The sequence below is a fragment of the Bradyrhizobium centrolobii genome, assembly GCF_001641635.1.
Taxonomy (GTDB): domain Bacteria; phylum Pseudomonadota; class Alphaproteobacteria; order Rhizobiales; family Xanthobacteraceae; genus Bradyrhizobium; species Bradyrhizobium centrolobii.
Map to the genome: position 1 here is coordinate 50,151 of NZ_LUUB01000078.1, position 17,530 is coordinate 67,680.

Below are 17,530 nucleotides of genomic sequence, written 5' to 3' on the forward strand. Positions count from 1 at the left end.
CCATAACGGCTGGCGATGAAGGTGATCAGCGGCAGACCGACGGCGGCCGCGAGCGACCAGCCGAGAAAGACATAGGCGATGGTGCTGCCGCGCTTCTCCACCGGCACGATCAGCGCGGCGGTGCCGGCGGCCTGCGGCGTATAGAGCGCGCCGACCGCGAGCATCACGAGGCGGATGGCGAGAAGGCTCGCGTAGTCGGGAGCAAACGCCGAGGCGAGATTGCCCGCGGCAAGCAGCGCGAGCGTTACGGTGAGCAGCGTCCGCCGTTCGATGCGGCTGGTCAGCCACGCCGTCAGCGGCGAGCCGATGCACAGCGTGATCGCGCCAAAAGTGATCAGGAGCCCGGCCGCATGGACGCTGACGTCAAGCCCCGCCGCCAATTCCGGCAACATCCCCGCCGGCGCCAGCACCGAGCAGCCGGTGACGATATTTCCAAGCATCAGGGCGGTGGGCGCGAAACGGCCGGCGGCGGGGGCAATTTGCATGCAGGTGCATGTAGCGGGCGTCAGCGGCGAGTTAAAGGGACCGGCGCGAAATAGTTGGTGCAAGCCACTCGTTTCACGCACCCATTTTCTTGGAAATGCCCGATTGCACAGGCCGAATCGCCTGATATATCGCTCGTTCCCGCTTACCTGCGCTCGTTCGCAGGAGTGAGCCTCAGGAGAAAAGCATGTCCGACCAGCACAAGTCCGAATCCGGCTTCCAGTACAGCCTCAGCAATTTGAAGCCCGTGACCCCGGCCGCCAAGGTTACCCTCACCTTCCCCGACGGCGCCAAGCGCCAATTCGACCAGAGCGTCACCGGCCTCGACATCGCCAAGGGCATCTCGCCGTCACTGGCCAAGCGCACGGTGGCGATGGCGCTCGATGGCGAGCTCGCCGATCTCAACGATCCCATCGAAGCCGACGCCAAGATCGAGCTGATCGGCCGCGAGGATCCCCGCGCGCTTGAGCTGATCCGCCATGACTGCGCGCACGTGCTGGCGGAAGCCGTGCAATCGCTCTGGCCGGGCACTCAGGTCACGATCGGCCCGGTGATCGAGAACGGCTTCTATTACGACTTCTTCCGCAACGAGCCATTCACCCCGGAAGATTTTGCCGCGATCGAGAAGAAGATGCGCGAGATCATCGCGCGCGACAAACCCTTCACCAAGGAAGTCTGGGATCGCGAGAAGACCAAGCAGGTGTTCCGCGACAAGGGCGAGGCCTTCAAGGTCGAGCTGGTCGACGCCATTCCAGGCGACGAGCCGATCAAGATCTATTTCCAGGGCGACTGGTTCGATCTGTGCCGCGGCCCGCACATGACCTCGACCGGCAAGATCGGGAACGCCTTCAAATTGATGAAGGTCGCCGGCGCCTATTGGCGCGGCGACAGCAACAACCCGATGCTGACCCGCATCTACGGCACCGCCTTCGCCAAGCAGGAGGACCTCGACGCTTACCTGAAGCAGATCGAGGAAGCCGAGAAGCGCGATCATCGCAAGCTCGGGCGCGAGCTCGACCTCTTCCACTTCCAGGAGGAAGGTCCGGGCGTCGTGTTCTGGCACCCCAAGGGCTGGACCATCTTCCAGCAGCTCATCGCCTATATGCGCCGGCGCCTGACCGGCGACTACAGCGAGGTCAACGCGCCGCAGATCCTCGACAAGGTGCTGTGGGAGACCTCGGGCCACTGGGGCTGGTATCGCGAGAACATGTTCGCGGCACAGTCGGCCGGTGACGAGGCCGAGGACAAGCGCTGGTTCGCGCTCAAGCCGATGAACTGTCCGGGCCACGTGCAGATCTTCAAGCACGGCCTGAAGAGCTACCGCGACCTGCCCCTGCGCCTTGCCGAGTTCGGCGTGGTGCATCGCTACGAGCCGTCGGGCGCAATGCACGGCCTGATGCGCGTGCGCGGCTTCACCCAGGACGACGCGCACATCTTCTGCACCGAGGATCAGCTCGCCGATGAGTGCCTGAAGATCAACGATCTCATCCTGTCGACCTATGCGGACTTCGGCTTCACCGGCGATCTCACTGTGAAGCTGTCGACCCGCCCGGAGAAGCGCGTCGGTACGGATGCGATGTGGGATCACGCCGAGCGCGTGATGGCGACGGTGCTGCGCGAGATCCAGACGCAGAACAATCACATCAAGACCGAGATCAATCCCGGCGAAGGCGCTTTCTACGGGCCGAAGTTCGAATATGTGCTGCGCGACGCCATCGGCCGCGACTGGCAGTGCGGCACCACGCAGGTCGACTTCAACCTGCCGGAGCGGTTCGGCGCGTTCTACATCGACCACGACGGCGGCAAGAAACCGCCGGTGATGGTGCACCGCGCGATCTGCGGCTCGATGGAGCGCTACATCGGCATCCTGATCGAGCACTATGCCGGCAACTTCCCGCTCTGGCTCTCGCCGGTGCAGGTGGTGGTTACCACGATCACCTCCGAAGCCGACGAGTATGCCAAGCAGGTGGTCGAGCAGGCGCGGCGCGCGGGCCTTCGGGTCGAGATCGACCTGCGCAACGAGAAGATCAACTACAAGGTCCGCGAGCACTCGCTGGCCAAGATCCCGGCGCTGCTGGTGGTCGGCAAGAAGGAGGCCGAGACGCAGTCGGTCTCCATCCGCCGCCTCGGCAGCGACGGTCAGAAGGTGATGACCACGCAGGAGGCGCTGGCCGCGCTTGTCGACGAGGCGACCCCGCCGGATGTCCGGCGGGCGCGCGGCGCGGTCTGATCCCTGAAATCGATCTAAACCGGCTTTCGGTTGCGGGCGTGCATGCCTATCTCCCCCTTGCACGCCCGACGACCAGCCGTAGAGGAAACCGAAAGTGCTTGATGCCATCGAACTCCTGAAGACCCGCCGCTCGGTCAAGCCGCGCGAGATGACCGGCCCCGGCCCCTCGCCGGCCGAGCTCGAGACCATCTTGACCATCGGTGCGCGCGTGCCCGATCACGGCAAGCTCACGCCGTGGCGCTTCATCATCTTCGAGGGCGACGCGCGTCAGCGCGCCGGCGAGGTGATCGCCAAGGTCTTTGCCCGGAAGAATCCGGCCGCGCCAGCGGCCGACGTCGAGATTGAGCGGAAGCGGCTCACGGACGCCCCGCTGGTGATCGGCATCGTCAGCTTCACCAAGCCGCACCCGAAGGTGCCGGCCTTCGAGCAGGAATTGTCCGCGGGTGCCAGCGCCATGAACATCGTCACGGCCGCGACCGCACTCGGCTACGGCGCCTGCTGGCTGACCGGCTGGTTCGCCTTCGATCGCGACGTCCTGGACGGGCTGGGCCTGAAGCCGGACGAGAAACTCGCCGGCTTCGTGCATATCGGCAAGCCGACCAAGCCGAGCGAGGACCGCCCGCGGCCGTGCCTTTCGGAAATCGTGACGCGATTTTAATCGATGTCTTGTTGACGCCTCCAACATCTTGCGGCTTTGATCCCGACCAGGGAGGAAGCCCGGATGAGGCGGCGTGAATTTCTGGTCGGTGCGACGCTGCTGGCCGGGACGATGGCGAGAGGCCGCGCCACCAGCATCCCCGCTCCTGCTCCCGGACAGCTCGACCGCATCACGGCATTCTTTGACAACGAGGTGACAAGCGGCCGGCTTCCCGGCGCCGTCATCCTGGTCCAGCAGCATGGCAAGCCGGTCTATCTGAAGACGTTCGGCGTGCGCGACGTCAGGACCGGCCTCAGCATGACGCCGGACACGATCTTCGCCATCCACTCGATGACCAAGCCGATCACCTGTCTTGGCGCGATGATGCTGATCGACGAGCGCAAGCTCGCGCTCGCCGATCCCGTCTCGAAATACATCCCGCTGTTTGCCGGCACCAAGGTGGGCCTCGAGGTCACCAAGCCCGACGGCACGCTGGCACTCGATCTCGTGCCGCCCGTCCGGCCCGTCAACATCGAGGACCTGATGCGGCACACCTCTGGCATCAGCTACGACTATATCGGCGGCAAATGGGTTGAGCAGGCCTACAAGGCCGCCAATATTTTCGAGGGCCATTTCAACAACAGGGAATTCGCCGATCGCATCGCCAAGCTGCCGCTCGCGCGGCAGCCGGGCACGCTGTGGCGCTACGGCCATTCCACCGACGTGCTCGGCAGCGTCATCGAGATCATCTCGGGCCAGACGCTGTACGAATTCCTGAAGCAGCGCATCCTCGATCCGCTCGGGATGAGCAGCACCAAGTTCGTGCTGAAGACAGACGACGAGCTTGCGCGGATGGCACGGCCGCTGCCGACCGACCAGATCCTGCTCGACGCCGAGCGTGAGCGCCTGGACCATCCCGAATGGCAGTCCGGCGGCGGCGGCCTGCTCTCGACCATCTCGGACTATCAGCGCTTCGCGCAGATGCTGCTCAATGGCGGCGAATTCGAGGGCAAGCGCTACCTGAGCCCGGCTGCATTCAAGGACATGACGACCGACCACATCGGGCCCGGCTCCGGCGTCGGACGCGACTATTTCTATTTTCCGGGCGACGGCTTCGGATATGGCTATGGCCTTGCCGTGCGCACCGATCCCGGCAATGCGAAGCCACCGCCGCCGGGCTCGATCGGCGAATTGAAATGGGACAGTGGCAGCGGCACCTATTTCGGCGTCGATCCCAAGCTCGACATGGTCTACCTCATGATGCAGCAGACCCAGAACGAGCGCGGACGGATCACGCCCGCCTTCAAGGCGCTCGTCTACGACTGCTATCCCCCCGAGCTACGCCGCCCGTGAGGCGCGCTGGCCGAAATCCGCAAGCAGCTTGGCGATCTCGGCGGCAGGCCGCGCCGCGCTGAACAAGAAGCCCTGCACCTCATTGCAGCCCTCGGCGCGCAGCCAGTCGAGCTGATCCTCGGTCTCGACGCCTTCCGCCGTCGTGGTGATGTTGAGACTGCGTCCGAGCCCGGAGATCGCGCGCACGATCGCGCCGCAATCGGGCCGCTGCGCGAGGTCTTTCACGAAGGAGCGATCGATCTTGATCTTGTCGAAGGGGAAGCTGCGGAGATAGCTGAGGCTGGAATAGCCGGTGCCGAAATCATCCATGGAGATGCCGACGCCGAGCTCGCGCAACTGATGCAGGATCGCGAGATTGGCATCGGTCTCGGCCAGGAAGATCGACTCGGTGATCTCGAGCTCCAGCCGCTTCGGCGACAGGCCCGATTGCGCCAGCGCCGAGATCACGACCTGGACCAGGTTGCGGCTGCGGAATTGCGCTGGCGACAGATTGACGGCGACCTTGACGTCGGACGGCCATTTCACCGCCTCGGCACAGGCCTCGCGCAGGACCCACTCGCCGAGCTGGGAGATCAGGCCGATGTCTTCGGCAACGGGAATGAACTCCGCCGGCGAAATCATGCCCTTGTCCGGATGACGCCAGCGCAGGAGCGACTCGAAGCCGGAGATGCGGTCGGATGCGATCGACACCAGCGGCTGGTAGTGCAGCTCGAACTCGCCATTGGCGAAGGCGCGGCGCAGATCGACTTCCATGTCGCGCCGCTTCTGCGCCTGGAGATCCATCTCCCGCTCGAAGAAATGGTGCACGCCGCCGCCGTCCGACTTCGCGCGGTACAGCGCCATGTCGGCGTTGCGCATCAGCTCTTCCGACGTCGCGCCGTCGCCCGGCGACAGCGCGATGCCGATGCTCGCGCCGATCACGGTCTCAAGCCCGTCGACGTCGTAGGGCGCGCTCAGCATCTCGATCAGCAGCGTCGCGCAGGCGCTGGCCTCGTTCGGCGAGACGTCCGCCGCCAGGATCACCGCGAACTCGTCGCCGCCGAGCCGTGCCGCGAGATTGCCGCCGCGGATCGCGGTTGCGAGCCGCTCGGCGACCTGCTTCAGCAGGCGGTCGCCGACGGGATGGCCGAAGGAATCGTTGACGTTCTTGAACAGGTCGAGGTCGATGCAGAGCACGCCGACCCGCTTGCCCCCGGCCTGGTCGAGCGCCTGTTTCAGGCGGTCCCGGAAATATTCGCGGTTCGGCAGGTCGGTGAGGCCGTCATGGTGAGCCATGTGGGCGATCCGCGCCTCGGCCTTGCGCCGTTCGGTGATGTCGACCACCGCGACCAGATAGCCGTCACGATCGTTGAAGGTGACGCGGCGGCCGAAGGTCAAAACCTCGATCTCGCTGCCGTCGGCGCGCAGATGCCGCCAGTTGCGCGAGGAATGATAGGCATCGCCAATGCGTTCGAGTGCCTCGGCGTGGCTGTCCCACTCGTCCTGCGGCCAGATCTCCGGCAGCGTCATGCGCAGGAAGGTGGCGCGGCTGTAGCCGTAGTGCTGGACCGCGGCGTCGTTGACGCCGAGGAACTTCTTCGTCTCCGCGTCGAACACCCACATCGGCATCGGGTTGTTGTCGAACAGCAGGCGGAACGAGGCGTCACGCCGCTTCAAGGCGGTGACGTCGGAGATCGTCAGCGAGACCACGTCGGCAAAGGCGGTGGCGCTCAGCCGCAGATAGCGGCCATCGGCTTCGATCTCAAGCTGCTCGCTGCGCCCGCCGGAGACGGCCGCGAACAGGATCGCCATGACATCGCTTGAGGCGAGCAGCGTGTCGCTTTCCCTGACACGGCGCCACAACAGGCCACTTCCCGTCACGTTCAACAGCAGCTCGGCGCTCCTGTTGTGATGTACAATCTGGAGATCGAACGGCCGGCCATGCGCATCGCGCAGCGTCGCCAGCGACACGACGGCGTCGTCGGTCGACGAGAAAATTGCATCGAGAAGGTTGTATTGCGCGCCGCGCTCATTGACATAGGCGCCGACCAGCGTCGCCCCCCAGCGCGAGGCGGTCGGCAGCGCCAGCACGTCATAGGTCCTGACCATGCCGTCACGCACGCAATGCGCGCTCGCCTGATACGGACGCCCGTTCTCGAGCGCGCTCGCCACCGCTTCCGACAGCGCCGTGGCGCAATCCGGCGCCAGCTCTGCGACCGGGATGTCCCAGCGCTCGTCGCCGAGCCATTTCTGTACGTAACGTCCGCTGCGCGACAGTTCGATCGCTCCGTCGCCCTTCAACAGCGCGATGTGGTCGGCGAGCCGGCCAAGGCTGCCGAGCATCACGTCCTCGTAGCGCGGAAGCCGCTCGCCCGGACGCAGCGCAGCACGCCATTTGCGCTGAAGCACCGGTATGTCGTCGAACATCTCGGTGGCCGGTTTCCCCAGCGCTTTCTTCGCGGCACTCATCGTCGTCCCCAACGCACTTTCCCGTCGCATCCAATGCAGGCCCGCTTAATGGCATGTAAAAAGCGCGCGATCGTGCGGTGCAAAGGGTGATTATGACAGTTTTAAGTCAGGCGATGGTTAGCGGGTGTTAGGGACTATGACAGTTTCTTTTCACGCACGGACGGCCGGAGCTGGACAACGCTGACCGGGGTAATGGGTCCTGGCTTTCGCCAGGACGACACTGAGGAGACAGTTTGCGCAAATGCTTCAACGTCGTCATTGCGAGCGGAGCGAAGCATTCCAGACTGTCGCCGCGGAAAGACTCTGGATTGCTTCGCTTCGCTCGCAATGACGGAGTGTGGGGCACGCGCATCGCTCTTTCAATTCGCATGGCCAATTGCGGACACACCTTCGCATTCTCGCGGCTTGTTCGCCCGAGCTTTGCTTCGTCGCTTCACCCTCTCGAATGAAAGAGGGCGCAGGGAAGACCGGGAGCCGGCTGGCTCCCATGGCCGCCTGTGCGCAGGATAGGCTGCGCTACAAAGCACAGGCGGAGCAACCACAGGGCAACCGGAAACAATCCCGGCCTTCCCTGCGCAGTGGTTGGAACGGCTTATGTCGTGAGCTCCCCGGGGAGTCGAACCCAATTGCCCCCGTCGCCTTGCGGATGGCTGATGCGCGCGCCCGGTTGGGCCGATGCATCACCACAAGACTTGGCGCCAGATTCGGGCGCCAGGACCACACGATTTTGCCGTACGCAGGTCGCACCGGTCGTGTGCACGACGTGCTCGCTCACGGTTACCCGCCCTGCGGCCACTTTCGTGCCAACGCGGCCCACGTCCACCGCCGTCCGGCCCGCGTGTCGTGACGATCGCGATACGCCCACTCTTCCTTGGGCCGGAGTGCGGCGAACATACGCCTAAACCAAATTTCGGTAAAGCAGAATATTTTGGCGACCAGGCATTGACCGACAGTTTGGCTGTTTTGCCCGACGGGCAACACAAGTGATTGTAACCGGATGAGCCAACGGGTCGGCGCGGAGCGCCGCCCGATGACAGGCTCCGCGACATCCCGGATTCTGATGGCGACCAGCCCCCGGGGGTTCGCTTCGCTCACCTGGGGCTGCGGCACTGTTTCGCCCGGGCGCTATCCTGTCGCCTCAAGCGGATAGACGTCGATCGCGGGCTCCTCGTAAGGATGCGCGTGGCGGATCGCCGCGAGCACCGCGGCAAGCTTCTCGGCCGCGCACACGGTCTCAACGCGTTCTTCCTCCACCGCCTCGAGCCGGCCGACCTCGCCGATCGACGGACTGGCGCCGGCATCGGGCCTGAAGCGTCCGATGCCCCTCACTGTAAAACTGCAATAGGAGTAGTTGCCGATCACGCCGGCGCCGGCATCGCCCATCGCCTGCCGCACGCGATCGCCGTCCACCACCGGCACGAAGACGACGATCTTGTAGTGCTTCATCGAACCCTCGCCGCGCGAACACGCGCAGGCGCGCCGCTAGTCCTCGCTCGACGCCGCGGAGCGATTGTTCAGATAGGCCTGCGACAGGAGAAAGAACAGAGCGCGCTCGCCATGATACTTGGCGGCCGGGCGAGTGCGATCGAACCCGTCCGCAAATATCTTGCCAGACTGGTCGCAGACCTGCCACCGCCAGCCAAACCGCTTGCGCCTTGTTAGAACCACTTCAAACATGCCGACGGGCTGGGCCCCCTGCTCATTGCCGGTGCGCAGTCTGCGCTCCGACACCCTTGACCGGATGTCCGACATATATCGTAGCAGGACGGAAAGAGAATAAAATTGATTATCGGAATTACGCCGCGGGAGCCGGCTGTGACGAATGCACCACCCCGGGAATAAGCTGCCGCGATCGGTGTTACCCGCGGCTCCGTATTCACGTCAGAACACAAGTACCATCAAGGTGAGCATCCGCTCACTATCATGCATGACAACGTTAGCAAGCTATACCGGACACCGATCGCCCTGCACGGAGACTTCGGTACCACGTCCGTTATGTCTACTCCAGCACACAACCGGATTTGGTGCGCTGAATGAGAAGTCCGGATGTATTCCGCGTTCGTCAGCGCGCGACGACCTCGACTTCGCCGTCGACGCCGTTCACGACGTTAAAGCCGCGCTCATAGACCTTGCCCTCGTTCTTGGCGATGGCGCGGTATTCGCCTTCGGAGAGCACGACGCGCGGAAAGGCGCCGATGGATTCCTTAATGACGTCGCCGCCCGGCGTCAGCACCGACCAGGCGGTATTGGCGAGCGCCTCGCCGCCCCTCTCACTGACGAGCTTCAGCGTGATCACGGCGGCACGGTGGGTGATGGTGACGTCGGTGAGCTTGCCGGCCTGGACGCGGATATCCGAGCGCACCACCGAGTTGGCGTCGCCATAGTTGGAGATGATGTAGTAGGTCCCCTCCGGCAGCAGCACGACGTCGCCGGCGGCGACGTTCGGCACCAGGGAGGCACGCTCGCCGGACTCGAACTGGCTGCCCTTGTAGATCGCAAACGAGATCTGGTTCTGCGGAATGCGGCTGGTGCCGACGCGGCCTTCGATGCGCAGGCCGCCTGCCGGCAGCACGAAGGATTCACGGTCGGTCTCCGCCTTCAGGCTCACCGTGCGCACCGCGCTGACGAGGCCGAAGGCGACGTGCACGACGTAGTTGCCGGGCGGCAGCACGATATTGGGCGTGGCGTTGCGATCCTCGCGGATCAGCTTGAACGTGCCGTTCTCGTCGGGCCGGTCAGCAAACACGCGCCAGACCAGTCCGCTGCTGATCGCGGGCAGGTCCTTGCCGTATTTGGCGGTCAGCGACAGCACGGCCTGTCCGGGGGCGGCGGCGTTGAGCGGCGCGGACGGCGGCACGGTCGAGACCGCTGGCGGAATCGTCGGCGAAGTCGGCTGGGTCAGGGTCGGCGGCAAGCTGGGCGGCGCGGCCCCCGGCCCCGAAGGTGGCGCGAGGCTCACCGCGCCGCCGGGGTCAGGCACCGAGGCCGGCGGCACCGGGGGCGGACGATCGGAGAAAAGCTGCGCTTGGGCAGCGTTTTGGCCGAAGATTGTCAGACATGCGGCAAGGGTTACCGCCGGCAGCAGCCGAACGCTGCGCCGCCATCTGATGATGCCGTCACCCCCGCGAGTCATGTCTCCTGCTTTTCACCGAAAACGCGGCAAATTCAAGCCTCAGGAACCCAAGGAAATACGGTCATTTGGAACCTAGTTGAAGCCTGCGTGATTAGTCCTGAGGCAACCGCCCATCGCCATACTCCTGCCCTGTGCCCTCCCCAAAGCGGCATAAACCATGCTTTGCCCTGGTTCTGGCGGAGCCGCGGTGCTGTGCCTAATCTGGCGATGCGGCTGGCCCTGGCGTAGGAGGGTTTCGGTGCTGGACATGTTGAAAGGTCGGGGCGCAAACGGCTCCAATGGCGAGAAGGTCGGCCTCGGCAGCATCCGCCGGCCGGTGATCGGCTTGGCACTCGGCGGCGGCGCAGCCCGCGGATTTGCCCATATCGGTATCCTGAGAACCCTGCTTGCGAACGGCATCGTGCCGAACGTCGTGGTCGGCACCTCGATCGGCGCAGTGGTCGGCGGGGCCTATGCGGCCGGCCAGCTCGATACGCTGGAGGAATGGGCGCGCAGCCTGCAAGGGGTGCGCAACATCCTCGGCTATCTCGACATCCGCCTCAACGGCTCCGGCCTGATCGGCGGCGAGAAGCTCGCGACAAAGCTCGAGGCCTCGCTCGGCTCGACCCTGATCGAGGATCTCGGCGTGAAATACGCGTCCGTCGCGACCGAAGTCCGTACCGGTCACGAGATCTGGCTGACGCGCGGCCGCGTGGTCGATGCGATGCGCGCCTCCTACGCCCTGCCCGGCATCTTCTCGCCCGTGCTGATTGGCGACCGCTGGCTGGTGGACGGCGCACTGGTGAACCCGGTGCCGGTCTCAGCCGCGCGCGCGCTCGGCGCGGAAATCGTCATCGCGGCAAACCTTTCCAGCGACATCTTCACCCACTCCACGACGATCTATTCGCATGGGGCGATGCCCGAGCCGGTCGCGCCGGTGACTGAGGAAGTCCCGGCCAAGCGGCGCTTTCCGCGCTTCTTCTCGCCGGAGCGCACGATGAAGCGCGAATTTTTCGGCGGCGGCGGGCGGCCCGGCATCTCCGCGGTGATGGTGGATGCCTTCAACATCATGCAGGACCGCATCACCCGTGCCAGACTCGCCGGCGATCCGCCGGATATGCTGATCACGCCGCGGGTCGGCCAGATCGGCTGGTTCGACTTCCATCGCGCCGACGATCTGATCGCGTTCGGTACCCGTGCGGCCGAACGCGCACTGGACTCGATCCAGGAGGCGATCCACATGCTCGCGCCGGCGCCCGACGGCGCGGCACCGAAAGCAGGCGAATAAGGTCGGCTCGGCTCAGGCGGTCTTGATGTAGTCGCGCAGGGCTTCCTGCTCGTTCTCATATTCCTGGACGCGGCGCTTGACGATGTCGCCGATCGAGATGATGCCGACCACCTTGCCGTTGTCGGTCACCGGCAGATGGCGGAACTTGCCGGTGGTCATCGTCTCCATCAGTTCGGCCACCGTATCGGTCTCCTTGCAGGTCACGACCTTGCTGGTCATGACTTGGCTGACGGACTCCTCCAGCACGCCCGCGCCGCGCTCACCGAGCACGCGCACGATGTCGCGCTCCGACAGGATGCCCTCCAGCCGACCCTGGTTCATTACCAGCACCGCGCCGATCTTCTTCTCGCCGAGCAGCCTCACCGCAGCCGAGAGCTTGACGTCAGGCTCGACGCTCATGATCTGGTGGCCCTTGGTGTTGAGAATGGAACGTACCGTCATTGTCGGCCTCCCTGAATCCGTTCCGTCCGCTTCTAGCGGTCCGGACTTGTTCGCGAGTCTTCAACTAACAGTTTCAGCGCCGGTTTCGTGCTCAGGCGCTTGTCGAAGCACCGCGGCTAGCGGCTTGTTGCTTCGGAACATTCTTCGCGATGATGGATGAATTCGGGCCGCGCCGCAAGCGCCGCCTCAAATACGGTTCGAAATGTCCTGTGATGACGCATCCGCAGCATCGCTTCGCGCGCGCGGGACCGGATCGAACAGCGCGAACAGCAACAGCCCTGCGAAGAAGCCACCGATATGGGCCTGCCAGGCCACGGTCGCGCCTTCGGTGTCGACCCCGAGCGCGCCGACGCCGAAGATGATGTTCACGCCGAACCACACCGCGAGGAACGCGACCACCCGTCCGTCGCGCAGCGCCCGCGACAGCGGCAGCGCCGGAACCTTCGCGGCGGTATCGGCATCGGCGCGGCTGAACGACAGGAAGCTGCCCCGCACGAAGGCAAAGCGGATCGCCGCCGCCATCGCGCCCGACACCGAGGCCGAGGCACCGATCATCGGCGCCACCGCATGCTCATGGGTTACGAGATGGGCGAACGCGCCGGCCGCGGCCGTCACCGCCATGAACACGAAAAACCGCATCGCGCCGAAGCGCCGCGCCAGCGCGCTGCCGAACGGCAACAGCCACAGCACGTTGAAGCCGAGATGGGTGAGATTGGCGTGCAGAAGCGAATAGGTGACGAAGGTCCAGACTTTCGCGCCCGCGCCGCCGGGGATCTGCAGGTTGAACAGCGAGGAATCGTAGCGCTTCGGGATGAAGCCGAAGACGTCGATGGTCCAGTTCTCCAGATCGGGTGGCAACAGCACCCGCAGATGGATCACGGCCAGCAGGATGACGTAGGCGGTCAGCGCGAGCGGCAGCGTCAGGACCGGCTCGTGCGGAGCCTCTTCAATTGCGGCCGGCTCGTCCGGCGGGAGATGTGGCGGGGAGTCCAAGGGTGCTTCGCTTTCAGGCGCGATCGGAGCGACAGGCTTGGAGATAGTCGCCTTTGCCTACCCTGTGCAAGTGCACAAACGGAAAAGGGAGGGCCCTGGGAAAGCCCTCCCTGTCCATGTCGGCCTTCCGGCACCTAGAGGAATAAGGAATATCCCCACCCCTCCCCGCGACCCGTGACCAAACTGTTTGACGCCTTGCGTACAGGCCTCGCCGAGAACCTGGATGAAAGCGGCGAGGCTTGCGATCGCGATCACCATAGCAGGCGTGCGGCCCGCGCAAAGCTCATCGTTAATTTAACGTTAACGACGCAAAGGCGGCCCTAGCGGGGCCGAAAACGTGCGCGCGGCATGGACGCTGCAAATCCCCTCCTGCACAACAACGAAAGGGATCGCGGGTGCACTGAAGCGGCACAGGTTTGTGCCGCGAGGTAGCGCCCCGGGGTTAGCGTTCAGACATGAAACATCCGTCGAGCCGCGAATTCTTCGCTTATTGGGACACGAAGCGCGGCGCCGCGCGGGCACCGGACCGCGCCGATATCGATCCGGCCGCCGTACGCGGCCTGCTCGGAGATATCTTCGTGCTGTCCTGCGAGCCCAAGCTCGGCTTCCCGTTCCGCGTCGCCGGCACCCGCGTCTGCGCGCTCGCCGGCTGCGACCTGAAGGACCAGAGTTTTGCCGCGCTGTTCACCGAGGCGTGTCGCGCCGAGATCGAGGAGATCACGACCGTCGTCGCCGACGAGACGCTCGGCGCCATCGCCGGCCTCACCGCCGCGCGCGAGGACGGCAGCAAGGCGCATCTTGAGCTCCTACTCCTGCCGTTCAACGCCCGTCCGCACACGCCGGTGAGCGTGACCGGCGTGCTCGCGCCGTTCGACGACGAATGCGGCGCGCTTCAAGCCTTCACCCTCACCTCCTGGCGCTATCTGCACCAACCGGAGAAACTGTTGCCGCGCGCCATCCGCAAGCTGCAGATCGCGCGCGGACTGATGGTGTATGAGGGGTTGAGGTAGCAGCAATCCTCGTGTCGGGCGCGCAACGCCTGCAAACGGCCGCCCCTGATTTTCGCCGCGCGAGTGAGATGGGAGTGAGACGCCCCGGCTTGCGATCCGACGTCGGAACCTTACCTTTTAGAGTGCGTTTAACTATTTGCCGTTGCAAGCGTTTGCGCGGCAACGCGGCTCGGTCGGAGAAGATGCGCTCGATCGCCGCCGGGCCTCCGTCGAGGGACGATTCCCGTGATGGAGCACGCGACCAGAGTTGGTAATCGCTTGTTAGCTGCGTTACCGCCGGCCGATTTTGCTTTGCTTGCGCCACATTTGCGGAAAGTACCTCTCGAGCACGACGCGGTCCTGGTTCGCTCGGGCGACCGGATCGAACACCTCTACTTCCCTTGCAGCGGCGCTGTCGCCCTCATCATGGAATTGCCGAACGGGCAGACGGCCGCAACCGCGGTGATCGGCAACGAGGGCGCCGTCGGATTCATGTCGGCGCTCGGCCCCGTCCGAATGCCCATGACAGCGGTTGTCCGCGTATCCGGGACCGCACTGCAGATCTCGCCCGCCCGATTTCATGCAGCGCTCGAACGCAGTCCCGCGCTCGCAAGCGCGGTCCAGCTTCTCACCAAGGCGCTGCTGGCGCAATTCCAGCATGTTGCGGCCTGCAATGCACTGCACTCCGTCGAAGCGCGCCTCGCCCGCTGGCTGCTTCACATTCACGACCGGTCGGATGGCGGTGACGTCCTGCCTCTGACACAAGAGACGTTGTCGGAATTGCTGGGTGTGCGGCGCACGACAGTGACGCACGTCGTGAGCGCACTTCGAGCGTCAAGGGCCATCAAATCCAGTCGGCGCGGCCAACTCGAGATCGACAGGCGGCGGCTCGAGGCCGTCGCATGCGAGTGCTACAAGGTGATGAGCCGCAGGATCGATCGGATCGTTTCGCGGGATGCCGTGAGGCTCCTTCACACTGCGCCGGCGCGGGACAACTCCCTGCCCCCGGACTTCCCCTTCGCCAAGACCGATTCGTAGACCCAGGCTTCTCTGGCGAACCACTCATGCGTCGCCTCGCACATCCTGCAATAGGTGCGCGAAAAGAAGACTGCACTGCATCGAAACCTTTCGCGATCCATCTCGATGCCTGTCGGAATGGCGCTTCCCGTTTCGGGGCACCTGATCATCACCATACCCATCCTGATTTCCTCCAGCTTGGCATCACCTCAACAGTGAGGGACGGGCCGCCATCGGCTGGACGGCGTCTCTTCTGGCGAAGACGCTCGTCCAGCGCGCGGCCAATAGCTTCGATTCAAGCAGCCCTATGCAGAACCCGGTTGAGGCTCTTCTTGATCGGCTCGGCCGTCTCGGTCGCGACCTTCTGGGCGAGGACCCAAAGCTCCCGGTTCTGGCTGGAAGCCGCTTCAAAGGTGTTGCGGCCATGGGTGGCGGAGAGGTTCACGAGATCCGAAAACGACCTCGCATCCGCAAGCTGGGAGAGGAATTCCAGCGTGGAGGCGGTATTGGTGTTGGATATTTCGATGAGCTTGGTGCCGTAGTCAGCGGTACGCTTGGCGTTGGTTGAACAGGCGTCGCACAGAGCTTCCGTGATCTCGTTGGACGTCGCCTTCATCTGCTCGAAATTTGCCTTGGCCCGTGTGGCGCCCTGCTCGGCGAGATCGCCGAACATCGCCTGGATGTTGAAGAACGGTATGTCGAACTTGAACTTTGCACTTCCGTTGGGCGCTCCACTCAGCGGAGCGGCATTCGTTTCGGCTTTCACATTGGCATCATTCACGGGCATTCATCCTTTCAAGCGAAACCAGATATGGATTGAAGACTCCCCGATGCTTCCAGATGCGTGCTGCACCGGAAACCAGTGCCCCTACTCTTTCACGGTGGTAGGATGCTGCTGCGGATGTACCGCTCTCGCTCCCTGCCAGAGCCAACTATGACCGACGAAAGTCGAAGCTTCGGTTCGCTTTCGGACTCTCCGCCTGAATTAATTCAGTTGACGCGGCGAAGCAGGGGCGGGCAGCATTTTGCGTCTTTGAGGTTGCTGTGATCGCATGCGCCAACGCGAGGTGGATACTGAGCGATTCAGAAGGCCCGGGTGCCCAAAGGGGTTTGAGCCCGCCCTTCTGCCACTTGCGGAGCGGCCGCAGTTCGCACGCCGGTGAGCGTCACCGAAGGGGCTGCGCTAATCATCGTCGGTCTGCGCGCGAGATGCCGGTCGCGCGCCAAATGATCTTGCTGGCATGACCGTTTTTGCCGGATTTGCGTCATTCCCGATGCCATCGCGAGCGAGTAGCTTCCGCGCGGCGTAAGGCAACGAACATCGGGCGACATCATCATGAGCTGGCGCATTCTGGCGTGGAGCGGCCTCGGCTGCGTGGCGTTGCTGCTGGCGATCGGAGGAGCCTGGCTGTTCCTGCTGCCCGGCTCGCCCGTGCGCGGAACTGCGCCTGCAATATCAAGAGAGGAGTCTGAGGCGACGCTTGCCGCTCTGAAGCCACCGAAGCGGCAACGTCCCCTGATCGCCATCGTCGGCATCAACGACATGAGCGAGACCACCGACTATCTGATGCCGTATGGCATCCTTGCGCGCGCCGATGTCGCCGATGTCCTCACGCTGGCAACGCAGCCGGGACCCGTCACGCTTTATCCTGCGCTGAAAGTGCAGCCGCACGCGACGATCGCGCAATTCGACGCCGCGCACCCCGATGGCGCCGATTACGTCATCGTGCCCGCAATGACACGTGAGGATGATGCCGTGGCCTTGGAGTGGATCAAGGCTCAGGCCGCCAAGGGCGCTATCATCATCGGCGTCTGCGTCGGCGCCAAAGTCGTCGCCAACGCCGGGCTGCTCGACGGAAAACGGGCCACGACGCACTGGTATTCCGTGCGCGATCTCCAAAAGCATTCCGCGATCCGTTATGTCGCGGACCGCCGGCTGGTCGTCGACCGCGGCGTCGCGACGACGACCGGGATCACCGCATCCATGCCGATGGCGCTCACCTTGATCGAGGCCATCGCCGGCCGCGCCAAGGCCGAGGCGGTAGCCCGCGACATCGGCCTTGCCGAGTGGGACGCGCGCCACCGCAGCGATGCATTCCGGTTCACGCGCCCGTTCGCGCTGACGGCGATCGCAAACACGCTCGCATTCTGGAGCCCTGAGCAACTCGGGATCGCGCTGACACCCGGCATCGACGAGGTGTCGCTCGCGCTGATCGCCGATGCGTGGTCACGGACCTATCGCTCACGTGCCCTCACCTTCGCCGCCACGGCCGACGCGCAGCCGAGCCGCGGCGGCCTCGGCATCCTGCCCGACAGGGTCGCAGCCGATTGGCCGGCGAAGCACACGCTGCCGGCCACCGTCGCCCTGCCACCGGCAAAGGCGCTGGACCAGACGCTGGTGGCGATCGACGCACGCTACGGACCGCGCACGGCCGATTTCGTCGCGATGCAGCTCGAATATCCGCGATAGCCGGACTGTTGGGCGCTGGATGTGCGTCGCCTGCATCAGCAGGGCGACGCACGGCGCCTGCACGCGCAA

The 17,530-nt window shown here is 64.5% G+C and carries 15 protein-coding genes; 7 read left to right on the forward strand and 8 right to left on the reverse strand.

Annotation, left to right across the window (positions count from 1 at the left end; translation table 11 throughout):
• The coding region (locus AYJ54_RS52710; RefSeq protein ID WP_245329122.1) for an MFS transporter at positions 1–485 on the reverse strand (485 nt) is incomplete at its 3' end.
• Between the two features lie 185 nt (positions 486–670).
• Between AYJ54_RS52710 and thrS the strand changes: the two genes are divergently transcribed.
• The 3 genes from thrS (at position 671) to AYJ54_RS24995 (ending at position 4,703) form a co-directional block, all read left to right on the forward strand.
• Positions 671–2,713 carry a threonine--tRNA ligase gene (gene thrS, locus AYJ54_RS24985; protein ID WP_063702956.1) on the forward strand — a complete coding sequence of 681 codons (2,043 nt, stop codon included), beginning with the start codon at positions 671–673 and terminating at the stop codon, positions 2,711–2,713.
• Between the two features lie 94 nt (positions 2,714–2,807).
• Positions 2,808–3,371, forward strand: a complete 564-nt coding sequence (locus AYJ54_RS24990) for a nitroreductase family protein (RefSeq protein WP_063702958.1) — start codon at positions 2,808–2,810, stop codon at positions 3,369–3,371.
• A gap of 63 nt (positions 3,372–3,434) precedes the next feature.
• Positions 3,435–4,703 (forward strand): serine hydrolase domain-containing protein, encoded by a 1,269-nt coding sequence (locus tag AYJ54_RS24995; protein WP_063702959.1) that lies wholly within the window; start codon positions 3,435–3,437, stop codon positions 4,701–4,703.
• On the opposite strand, the gene AYJ54_RS25000 is transcribed toward AYJ54_RS24995, so the two are convergent.
• The 4 genes from AYJ54_RS25000 to AYJ54_RS25020 all read right to left on the reverse strand — a co-directional run bounded on the left by AYJ54_RS25000 (position 4,689) and on the right by AYJ54_RS25020 (position 10,284).
• Positions 4,689–7,151: a putative bifunctional diguanylate cyclase/phosphodiesterase gene (locus AYJ54_RS25000; RefSeq protein WP_063702961.1), complete on the reverse strand. Its 2,463-nt coding sequence runs from the start codon at positions 7,149–7,151 to the stop codon at positions 4,689–4,691. The genes AYJ54_RS24995 and AYJ54_RS25000 overlap by 15 nt on opposite strands.
• Positions 7,152–8,276: 1,125 nt before the next feature.
• Positions 8,277–8,597: a YqfO family protein gene (locus AYJ54_RS25010; RefSeq protein ID WP_063702962.1), complete on the reverse strand. Its 321-nt coding sequence runs from the start codon at positions 8,595–8,597 to the stop codon at positions 8,277–8,279.
• Positions 8,598–8,633: 36 nt separating this feature from the next.
• Positions 8,634–8,828 carry a hypothetical protein gene (locus AYJ54_RS25015; RefSeq protein ID WP_063703364.1) on the reverse strand — a complete coding sequence of 65 codons (195 nt, stop codon included), beginning with the start codon at positions 8,826–8,828 and terminating at the stop codon, positions 8,634–8,636.
• Between the two features lie 385 nt (positions 8,829–9,213).
• Positions 9,214–10,284, reverse strand: a complete 1,071-nt coding sequence (locus tag AYJ54_RS25020; RefSeq protein ID WP_063702964.1) for a hypothetical protein — start codon at positions 10,282–10,284, stop codon at positions 9,214–9,216.
• Positions 10,285–10,522: 238 nt separating this feature from the next.
• Between AYJ54_RS25020 and AYJ54_RS25025 the strand changes: the two genes are divergently transcribed.
• Positions 10,523–11,551: a patatin-like phospholipase family protein gene (locus AYJ54_RS25025; RefSeq protein WP_063702965.1), complete on the forward strand. Its 1,029-nt coding sequence runs from the start codon at positions 10,523–10,525 to the stop codon at positions 11,549–11,551.
• Positions 11,552–11,563: 12 nt separating this feature from the next.
• Here AYJ54_RS25025 and AYJ54_RS25030 read toward each other — a convergent pair whose 3' ends face one another.
• A complete protein-coding gene (locus tag AYJ54_RS25030) occupies positions 11,564–11,992 on the reverse strand; it encodes a CBS domain-containing protein (protein WP_063702968.1) in 429 nt (142 codons plus the stop codon).
• A 186-nt stretch (positions 11,993–12,178) separates the two neighbouring features.
• Entirely contained in the window at positions 12,179–12,985 is an 807-nt protein-coding gene (locus AYJ54_RS25035) for a rhomboid family intramembrane serine protease (RefSeq protein WP_082905848.1), read from the reverse strand.
• A gap of 455 nt (positions 12,986–13,440) precedes the next feature.
• Here AYJ54_RS25035 and AYJ54_RS25040 point away from each other — a divergent pair, with 455 nt between their 5' ends.
• Together AYJ54_RS25040 and AYJ54_RS25045 are read left to right on the forward strand one after the other, a co-directional pair.
• Positions 13,441–13,995 carry a PAS domain-containing protein gene (locus AYJ54_RS25040; RefSeq protein WP_063702972.1) on the forward strand — a complete coding sequence of 185 codons (555 nt, stop codon included), beginning with the start codon at positions 13,441–13,443 and terminating at the stop codon, positions 13,993–13,995.
• Positions 13,996–14,223: 228 nt separating this feature from the next.
• Positions 14,224–15,012: a Crp/Fnr family transcriptional regulator gene (locus AYJ54_RS25045; protein ID WP_063702975.1), complete on the forward strand. Its 789-nt coding sequence runs from the start codon at positions 14,224–14,226 to the stop codon at positions 15,010–15,012.
• A 274-nt stretch (positions 15,013–15,286) separates the two neighbouring features.
• Here AYJ54_RS25045 and AYJ54_RS25050 read toward each other — a convergent pair whose 3' ends face one another.
• A complete protein-coding gene (locus AYJ54_RS25050; RefSeq protein WP_245329123.1) occupies positions 15,287–15,778 on the reverse strand; it encodes a phasin in 492 nt (163 codons plus the stop codon).
• Positions 15,779–16,327: 549 nt separating this feature from the next.
• Between AYJ54_RS25050 and AYJ54_RS25055 the strand changes: the two genes are divergently transcribed.
• Complete coding sequence (locus tag AYJ54_RS25055; RefSeq protein ID WP_063702977.1) at positions 16,328–17,461, forward strand: DJ-1/PfpI family protein; 1,134 nt, start codon at positions 16,328–16,330, stop codon at positions 17,459–17,461.
• Positions 17,462–17,530: the final 69 nt, after the last annotated feature.